Annotated in this window: 11 protein-coding genes; 3 read left to right on the top strand and 8 right to left on the bottom strand. The window is 44.7% G+C overall.

All coding sequences use genetic code 11. The features are described 5' to 3' along the window. A partial coding sequence (locus tag A3750_RS09505; RefSeq protein ID WP_156498507.1) for a hypothetical protein occupies positions 1-478 on the bottom strand: 478 nt, incomplete at its 3' end. A gap of 117 nt (positions 479-595) precedes the next feature. Continuing rightward, positions 596-1,285, bottom strand: coding sequence for an ankyrin repeat domain-containing protein (locus A3750_RS09500; RefSeq protein ID WP_068456404.1), 690 nt, complete (start codon positions 1,283-1,285; stop codon positions 596-598). A gap of 122 nt (positions 1,286-1,407) precedes the next feature. Between A3750_RS09500 and A3750_RS09495 the strand changes: the two genes are divergently transcribed. Beyond that, positions 1,408-3,621 carry an ATP-dependent helicase gene (locus A3750_RS09495; protein ID WP_068456401.1) on the top strand — a complete coding sequence of 738 codons (2,214 nt, stop codon included), beginning with the start codon at positions 1,408-1,410 and terminating at the stop codon, positions 3,619-3,621. A 346-nt stretch (positions 3,622-3,967) separates the two neighbouring features. On the opposite strand, the gene A3750_RS09490 is transcribed toward A3750_RS09495, so the two are convergent. From A3750_RS09490 to A3750_RS09470, 5 genes are all read right to left on the bottom strand, one after another. Next, positions 3,968-4,414, bottom strand: coding sequence for a hypothetical protein (locus A3750_RS09490; RefSeq protein ID WP_068455402.1), 447 nt, complete (start codon positions 4,412-4,414; stop codon positions 3,968-3,970). Between the two features lie 512 nt (positions 4,415-4,926). Continuing rightward, positions 4,927-5,298, bottom strand: a complete 372-nt coding sequence (locus A3750_RS09485; protein ID WP_068455393.1) for a hypothetical protein — start codon at positions 5,296-5,298, stop codon at positions 4,927-4,929. An 81-nt stretch (positions 5,299-5,379) separates the two neighbouring features. Continuing rightward, complete coding sequence (locus A3750_RS09480) at positions 5,380-5,673, bottom strand: hypothetical protein (protein WP_068455390.1); 294 nt, start codon at positions 5,671-5,673, stop codon at positions 5,380-5,382. 19 nt (positions 5,674-5,692) lie between these two features. After that, positions 5,693-6,034 (bottom strand): hypothetical protein, encoded by a 342-nt coding sequence (locus tag A3750_RS09475; RefSeq protein ID WP_068455377.1) that lies wholly within the window; start codon positions 6,032-6,034, stop codon positions 5,693-5,695. 99 nt (positions 6,035-6,133) lie between these two features. Further along, entirely contained in the window at positions 6,134-6,487 is a 354-nt protein-coding gene (locus tag A3750_RS09470) for a hypothetical protein (RefSeq protein ID WP_068465796.1), read from the bottom strand. A gap of 565 nt (positions 6,488-7,052) precedes the next feature. On the opposite strand from A3750_RS09470, the gene A3750_RS09465 reads away from it, so the two are divergent. Both A3750_RS09465 and A3750_RS09460 read left to right on the top strand, forming a co-directional pair. Further along, on the top strand, positions 7,053-7,283 hold the full coding sequence (locus tag A3750_RS09465) for a CopG family transcriptional regulator (protein ID WP_068455370.1): 231 nt from the start codon (positions 7,053-7,055) through the stop codon (positions 7,281-7,283). Further along, positions 7,283-7,570, top strand: a complete 288-nt coding sequence (locus tag A3750_RS09460; protein ID WP_068465923.1) for a type II toxin-antitoxin system RelE/ParE family toxin — start codon at positions 7,283-7,285, stop codon at positions 7,568-7,570. The genes A3750_RS09465 and A3750_RS09460 overlap by 1 nt, the downstream gene beginning before the upstream one ends. 286 nt (positions 7,571-7,856) lie before the next feature. On the opposite strand, the gene A3750_RS09455 is transcribed toward A3750_RS09460, so the two are convergent. After that, positions 7,857-8,249, bottom strand: a complete 393-nt coding sequence (locus A3750_RS09455) for an acyl-CoA thioesterase (RefSeq protein ID WP_068454952.1) — start codon at positions 8,247-8,249, stop codon at positions 7,857-7,859. Between the last annotated feature and the right edge of the window lie 336 nt (positions 8,250-8,585).

Below are 8,585 nucleotides of genomic sequence, written 5' to 3'. Positions count from 1 at the left end.
TTGTCACTGAAGAAACAGGTGTCATGGAGTCATTGTTACTTAACGAGGCTGCACGAGGCGCTTCCGATGGAGCGCTCTTGGTTACTTCTGCGCCTTGCGTTACTGGCGCTGATGATGCTTCTGAGATGTCATCCTGCTGACCAGCAACCACTGCGACGCGTTGTTTCTCTGGAGCACTATCAAAACCCGCGACCTCCTCAACGGAAGCGACAACCGCATTGGTTTGAGGTGCTTGTATCGAACGCACAAGTTCTTGTTCGGCGATACGGCGCTGCTCAATAACACTCACAACACGCTCGTCCGAGGCCGGACTAAACAGCGTGTGCAAACCTGCAAATGCGAGTGCAAAGACACCACCAAACATCAATGCTAAGCGCCCCCAAAGTACTTTTGTCTCTTCGTACTGGGTGTAATCCTCTTTTGGTGGCGGCAAGGGGCCAACGGGTATTTTCTTTTCACTCGGCATGTCTTTAGGCATGAGTAATCCCAATAAGTTGTATCAATCTGACGTTGTGACAGCACTGCTGGTCGGAATAAACAGTAATGATCGTTGTTATAATGTTGCAGGCCAAAGTTTACTCAATGCCGCACTCGGTCACAATCGCGCACCAGCCTGCACCAGCATTAAATCCAGCTCATGAAACTGGTTCTCTCGCGCAATACTCAATGCCGTTTCTCCGGATTGCGCGATAAAATTCACATCCGCGCCGGCTTCAAGCATGGGCTTAACGATCAGCATATTATTGTCAGCGACTAACTTCATCAGCAGAGACGCTCCATCAGGATAAACATCAACCTCTGCGCCTGCATCCAACAATATATTGGCTGTGGTAAGGTGCCCATTCAAAGATGCCTCGGCCAACGCACTCCAGCCGCGCGTATCGATGTAGTTTAAATCTTGGCCTTGTTGAATAAATGCAATGACCTGCTCATTCATACCCTTGCGACTAGCCAGCATTAGCAAGCTGGCTTGTTCAGGCTGAAGCGCCCAGTTTGGCGTTGCTCCGGCGCGCAATAAAATGCGGACAAATCGACCGCGCCCTTGAGACAATGCAATACGCAAGGGCGTATCCCCTTGGAAAACCGCATTGACCGAATCTCCCGCTAGGAGACTTGAGCGCAAAAGCTCCTCGCTGCCACTTTCAACAGCCTTCATCAGCGATGATGGGCTATCGAGCGTTTGCTTAGAGGTATTGATGCGAAAATCCGGCGGGACTTGTTGGTCATTCGAGGCGCATCCTGCTACCCACAACAACACACTTAATAGTATGATTAGGCGATTCATATTCCTGCACACAAACTGCGTTTTCCATAAACGCTAAGTGTGTTTGCTCAGCTACGAAAATACAAGCAAACAACTCGGCAATATAGCCGACAAGAATAGCCCAGAAGAATACCCGGTCATTTATGCCAAGCCTCACTCTGACAGCAGAACAGCGCGCCATCGTCGATGCCCCAGTCGGACATTATGTGATTCGCGCCGTCGCCGGAAGCGGAAAAACCACAACTCTCGCTTATCGCATTCAACATCTGCTTCAACAAGGGCTTGAGCCTCGCCGAGTTCTGGTGCTTATGTTCAACAAAAGCGCACAATTGGATTTTCAAAGCAAACTCCAAAAATTGGTGGGCGGTTCAAGCGCAGTTCCGGAAGTCCGAACATTTCATGCCATGGGTTTTCGACTTTACCAACGCTTCATTTCAATTGGCGCTCTACCCGCGTATCAAGGCTCTATCCTGAGCGAGCGAGAGCAGCAGTTTCATCTCCTTCAGCTTGTGCCGCAAGTGCTGAGTCCAGAACAGCACACGGAATTCAAACGCTATAAAAAAGAGTATTTAGATGTTGCCGCTCGTTTCATTGATCAATGTAAAAGCCAACTTGATGACCCGGCGAGTTTTTTCCGATCAAGTAATTTGGACAAAAAGTTTTCTTTCCTGCCCATTCTGTTTGAGCGCTTTGAAGAATGGCGCCATGACCATCGACGCATTAGCTATGCCGACATGCTGTACGATCCTGTCCGTGCGCTACTGGCCGATCCAGAGCTGAGACAACAGGTCGAAAACAAAATGGATGTGATTCTGGTCGACGAATATCAAGATACCAATGATATTCAGCATGCCTTGCTAACCTTGATCGCAGGACGTCGCGCTCAAGTAACCATTGTTGGCGACCCAGACCAAACCATCTACGAGTTTCGCGGGGCTAAGCCGCAATACATGCTGACAGGCTTTGCACAGGAATTTCAAGATACCGAAGCGCTTAACCTAAGCACAAGCTTTCGCTACGGCCATCAGGTGGCCCTATTAGCGAATCAATTGATCTCCCACAGCCCATACCATGAAGACGCATTGTGCATCCCAAGCGAAACAAACCCGGACACACAGGTCGAAATCTGTGAAAGCAATGATGAGCTGAACAGCCTGACGAAGCGACTCGCCAAACACTCCGAACAGGCATTGCAAAATACCGCGATTTTAGTGCGCTACTGGAGCCAAGCTGCACCAATCGAGTTAGCCTTACTGCGCGCGAATGTGCCTTATACGCTACAAGGGCATCGCGGCATTTTTGGGTCTGACGAGATGTCTTGCCTGCGTACAGTCTTACAATTGGCGTCCGGCGACTTCAAGCTGCTTACAGAAGAACAACGCTTAGCGAGCCTGATGCAACTCGGCCGCTTCCCACATCTAGGTATTAATGAGCGACAAATGCATGATGTCATGCAATCACTGGCGCACTGCAACAGCCGGTGGGGAAACCATTTACTTAGCTTGATTCCAGAGCAGCTTTCACGATACCAGAAGCTAAAGCTAGAGCGTTTTGCCAAAGCACTCTCCGCAGTTGAGAACAACGCCAACGCACCTCGAAAGGTATTTGCACACTACGTTTCCGAGACCAAACTCTATGAAGAGCTAAAAAGCAGCGGCTTGAGTGAAGACGCCAGTAACGAGCAAATAAGAACGATCAAAGGTCTAGTCGAGTTCATGTCGCAAGACAAAGCGGAAAGCGCATCCGCGCTGCTGCAAAATCTTGCAGAGCTAGAAGCAAGAACGCAGTCTCGCAATCAAAACATCGCAAGCGCAGGCCTGCAACTTACTAGCATCCATCGTGCAAAGGGGCTTGAGTGGGACAACGTGATTTTACCGGGCCTCTCGGAAACCAACTTCTTCGCACAGCAGGGTAAAAATGATGTGGATATTGCGAGTGAGCGTCGCCTGATTTACGTAGCTATGACACGAGCGCAAGAAAGGTTACTCATGTTTTGCCCGCCAGAGAGCAGCAAAGACCGTCTCCGTTTTCTCGATGAAATGGCTGCAAATGCGTCACTTGATATGGCCAAAGCCATTAAACAAGGGCAATCCAACATCAATCTGAATGACGCACCCAGCGCAATTAGCCAGCGTTACGCTGCGCATTTTGAGTTAGATCTGAACTGGGATAAAAACCGAAGCCAAGTACGCACTAGCCAAACGGCTCACTGGACGGCAAACAACGTTGTGCACAAATTGCTGGGTAAAGGTCGAGTTGTAAAAGAAGAAGGCGATACGTTTACTGTTGAGTTTGATGATCATCAACGGCGTGTATTTTCCAAGCGCTATGCAGACCAGGTATTTGAGCCTGCCTAACGAAATCTAACCGAGCGGCTGTTGGTGAACAATAAAGTTACTAACAAATGGTTCCATAAGGTACTGATTTTTACTCGACCGGATTTTGTCACGACTAAATATAGTTGTTAACAAAATTGATGCCTAATGAAGTCAGCTACCACACCAAAGCGGACATTGCGCAAGTCGAAAACCTCCATCTGAAATGTGAGAAAAGCGGACGTTAAGTTAAGGCTGAGCTCTGAATAGGGCTACTGGAAAAGCAGACATTAGAACGCCCAGCTCACCGCGCGTAGTAATGTTGGCGACTTTGCTGCGTGTTTTGCAGGAAAGGTGCAAACATTACGGAGTCCGGTGGAGCTGCTGGTTATGTTGTCTTTGATTGAACAAACCTCGATAAACCAAGCACGATTAGCAAGCTTGATAAAATACCAAGGCCCGCCCCGGTATATACAGTTAACAGCACCAATGTTTCAACTACGTAACTAGCTGAGAAACCTTGGCCAGCCATTGGCAATGCTTTACTTGCCCCAAATACTGCTGACAGCGTAATAGAAAACCAAACTAAATACATGCTTAATAAACCTGACCAATAGGCTATTTTTAACCATTTATCTTTAAGAGAAAGTAACTCAAAGACGACACCAAATATCATAAGCGCCATGCCACTTTGAACCGCAGCCAAGTGAGCAGACAAAGCCATACGCGGATTTAGGAAATAAGGAATTAGACCACCTTGAATAAGGCCAATTAGAAAAAGTGTAGCCCCCCAGAATATGAGTTTGCCTCCAAGAGGCCCAATTTTAATCGTCAATTTTTGATTCCTTTCTGCTTATTCTGTTTAAAAGAGCAATTGATTATATCCTTCTAGCTAATAAATTCGATTACCCGAGAAGTAATAAAAAACATAACGCCTAGCTAAACGGCAAAATTTGATGGCAGCTTTTTTGCGTGTTTTTGCAAAAAGGATGACAGCATATTTTGTCCATTTGAGCTTCTTGTTAGGTGATTGATTGCCCTAGGTTTTTCTTTAGAATGGGGTGTTTTGGTCGCCACTCTTTTTCTCTTTATTGAAAAGAACCTTGAACTTCAATTCACCGATTATTTTTAATTCTACCATCAGTGAACACAACGATTCACTTCATTCTTGTTTGCTAAATCAACGACGCCAACCATCAAAGTTTTCCGCTTGGAATAAGCCAAAATTTATAGTTAATGGAACATGCTTCGGCTTAGCATTTTCTATAATTCGTGCAACATCATTGTACGATTTATGAACCAGTACAACCTATTGATTTTAATGCTTTTATGTCACCTAACGCTCCACTAAAGTGCGCGTTTTTTAGCGTCACTTTTCAGTGACTTGTTATGTTTATCGGGACCTAATGCCCATAGTATGTATAGAACAATTACAGACTCTGGAAGTATAAATTTCCCGAATATTTTAGCGCTAGTATAACCAAACAGCCACCAAACAGTAGGCATTGATACTAGCGAAAAGACTGTAGCGATATAAATAAATCTGGGCACATGCCACTTGATTGAAGTTTCTGGGTATTTGTTCCGGCTAAAAGCCCATTTTCTCCATACAGTAGAAACTAAATAGATAACAAGGAAAAAACCTAATACAGCTAGCCAATCAAGAGCCATTAAGTTTTCAATACTACAATCAGGATTACACGAAAAGAGACTATCCATAATCTTCACTGTTAAAATTAGGAAACATAACGCCCGCAACAGCGGCGAGCAACTTGTTGCGAGTCCTGTTGCTTGCGCTTGTTAAGGCTTGATCGCTGATTGAAGTTCATTAGATATTCCTGGCGCACAGCTTTCGGTTATGCATTTTTTAATAAGTGCTTTATTAGCCTCCTGAATGCTCCTTATGCGATGAATTGCCTGTTCGATATTACCAGACTCAATCTCGTTCAGCGTTTTATTGAAAAATTTGTACTCATTAATCAAACCAAGATGGAGTTGCTCGCTGTTAAACAAATGGAGTTTATCCAAGGTTCTTTCGGCTGAGAAATACATAACCCCAATACCAACAATAAGACCAGCAATAAATACTTTCATTTGATGCCTTAACGCTCAGCTAAGTGGCGCCGTTTACGGCGTCCTTGCTTGAGCGCCTGGTTAACTGCTGGGTGACGGGGATGGAAAATAGCGAAATGCTAAATAGAATTATATTGAACGCTGTAGTCCATTTTTGCTGAATAATTTCATAGTCCCTGTTAGCCGCAGCCAGCAATAAATCCGCTAACTGGTCATCAGTTAGCTTCAAAGAGCCATCCTTGATTAAGGCTGCCTTTTCCGCGACCTTTTGTTCAAAGCTCAGCTCCGCTGCTTGAAATGTTGTAAAGAAGCTATAAAACCTTACGTTCACAATGACGGCAATAAGAGCGTAAAACATATAAAGCAGTACAGTTTTTCTCATATATAACAACCAGAACAGTTAACGCCAAGCTAAGCGGCGCGCATTTATGCGCGTCCTTGATTGAGCGCCTTGTTAAGTGTTTTGTGTTTAATTAGAACGCTAGCCATCGCCGTCCCCTCCAAAGCCACCGGAATCGATGTGGCTACTGCCAGCACCGTCATCGGAAAGCCCCACACTATTTGAGTGCGAAGCCACTATAGCGGTAAGGAAGAAGAGCTCTAGTACGCGAGACCTTGATTTGCTAGAACCACTATATTGCGGTGCAGACCTTATATGACTAAGAGCGAAATTTAGAATGAGCAATGCACCGACCAATGGTATGCATAGTACGATTAGAGCTTGGAAAAATAATTGAATTGGCTCGTACATTTCCGATTTATGTGCGTAATAGATTGCCATGGCATCGAGGTATACCAGAGCTATCACGATTATCCATATCAGGTATTCGCTCATTATCTTCCTTACACTTAACATTTGAATATACGTCTCGCGACGCACGTCTTGCGACGGTATATTTTTTTGATTGTTGATCCTTACTTACTTGGCGGGTCCAACCATCCCTGAGCTTTCTATCCTAAGCAGAAAAGTGTCGTTTTGGAAGTACGCCTCGCGACGTATATCCTAATTTTGATTATCTCCATAAAGAAGCCAATAAGTTATTCAAATCAGCTACTTACAGGCACAGGTGTTTTCTTTGCATTTATATGCGTCTTGAGACGTATATCCTCACTAGCTATCGCTTCCAAAAGTAAAGATGGCGCGTTTAACTTTGATCCGCTTTGGTATGTTTTCTTTTAAAAGGGGAGCGCGATGGCAATGTCCGCTCATCACCAAAAAACCGCTGTAGCTTTATCTCGAGCCGCATGTCTACTATTTGGTGGCAGCTGATGGGGAGGCATACCGAATTTATAGTCCGCGTTTCACCATTCAGTAACATGATGCCACAGTATCTATATTATAATTTTACGCATTCTGGTGTATTATTGCATCATAACTGCACCGATCTATAGGTATCATTATGACAAGGCAAAGCATTACCCTAACGGAACAAAATGACACATGGCTCAGAAATCATGTCGATAACATCCGAGACTATTCCAACAAAAGCGAGTTGATCAACGATTTAATTCGAAGAGCCAGAAGAGCTGAGCTCATAAATATTAAACTGATGGAAGCTGAGCAAAGTGGATTTGTTTCTCAAAGTCCTGCTGAAATGCTTGAAGAGTTCAAAGAAGAACTGAAGCGTTAATGTATACATATCGAATTTCTGTAAACGCTAAGGAAGACCTTAAAAGAATTTACGCTTATGGAATTGCCGAATTTGGTGAGTATCAAGCAGATGAATACTATTTTGGTTTCTTTGAGACCTTTGAATTAATTGCCTCAAATCCACTTCAATATCAGACCATAGATCATATTCGGCCAGGTTATCGGCGTTGTCCTTATTTGGCAGATACTATCTACTATCGAATAAATGGATCCTTCGTTGAAATTATGGCTATTCTTGGCGGACAAGATGCAGATTCGTGGCTTTAATAATTGACGCGAATGCCTGCTTACCTCGTGAAGTTAACAGAGCAATAGCGATGCTTCGAGGTCCGCTCTTAACCAAAAAGCCGTTGTGACTTTTCGACGATCGGCATGTCTGCTATTTGGTGTTAGCTAACCGGCTGGAAGCGGAGCTTTAGACTTCTTACGGTAAAGAAGTGAAGAAAATAAAAGACCTAGAGCCTCAAAAATTAACGACTTTATTGTTTTACTAACATCTTTATTGTTCACCAACAGCGGCGATGCTCAAACCCGACAGCCCCAAACGGACGATTTAAAGTATTTGTCGAATGGCGCCCTGCTGATCGATGGCCACAAGCGTAAAACGCCCTTCTGTTACCTTGGCATTGACGTTACTCGTGCTTTGCTCAGCAAACACCTCAACGACGACGACCATCGAACTGCGACCACTGTCCTCAAGTCGAGCATAAAAACTAACCAGATCACCGACATTAATCGGTGACTGAAATTGAATGTTCTCTACCGCAACGGTAGAACAGCGGCCTTTGGACAGTTTGGTTGCGCACAAAGTCGCGGCCGTATCCATCTGATCCAACAACCAGCCTGCATAGACGTCGCCGTGCACGTTCGTACTCGCCCCTGTCGCGGAAACCTTGAGCATCAACTCGCTATCGGGTGAAGGTCTCAACCCTTCAAAAAGTGTCATTTCGCTGTCTCTAAAAACTTAACTAATGCTTTAAACAATAGCCTGTTTAAAGGCCTTAGCTAGGAAAAGTTTTGAGTAAAATGTCAAAACAATGTAAAAAACAAATATGACAACGCACTGTCATATAAGTGTCATAAAACAATCATATAGTTCGTCTCAAGCCTAAGTTACACATTACAGCTAGGTGTTTCAAAAACTCGAATTATTCGTAGGAGACGGTAGTGAGATTTAAAAAACTAATCGGATCAAGGGGCTTGTTTGGCGCCTTGTTAACGTACATGTAAAGGAAGCGAGATAGCGGGTAAGCGCCTGAAACTGCGTTTTCAGGTGTTGCTT

It is taken from the genome of Oleiphilus sp. HI0079 (assembly GCF_001635105.1).
Note: the sequence above shows the minus strand (reverse complement) of the source record. Positions and strands in the feature narration are given on the sequence as shown.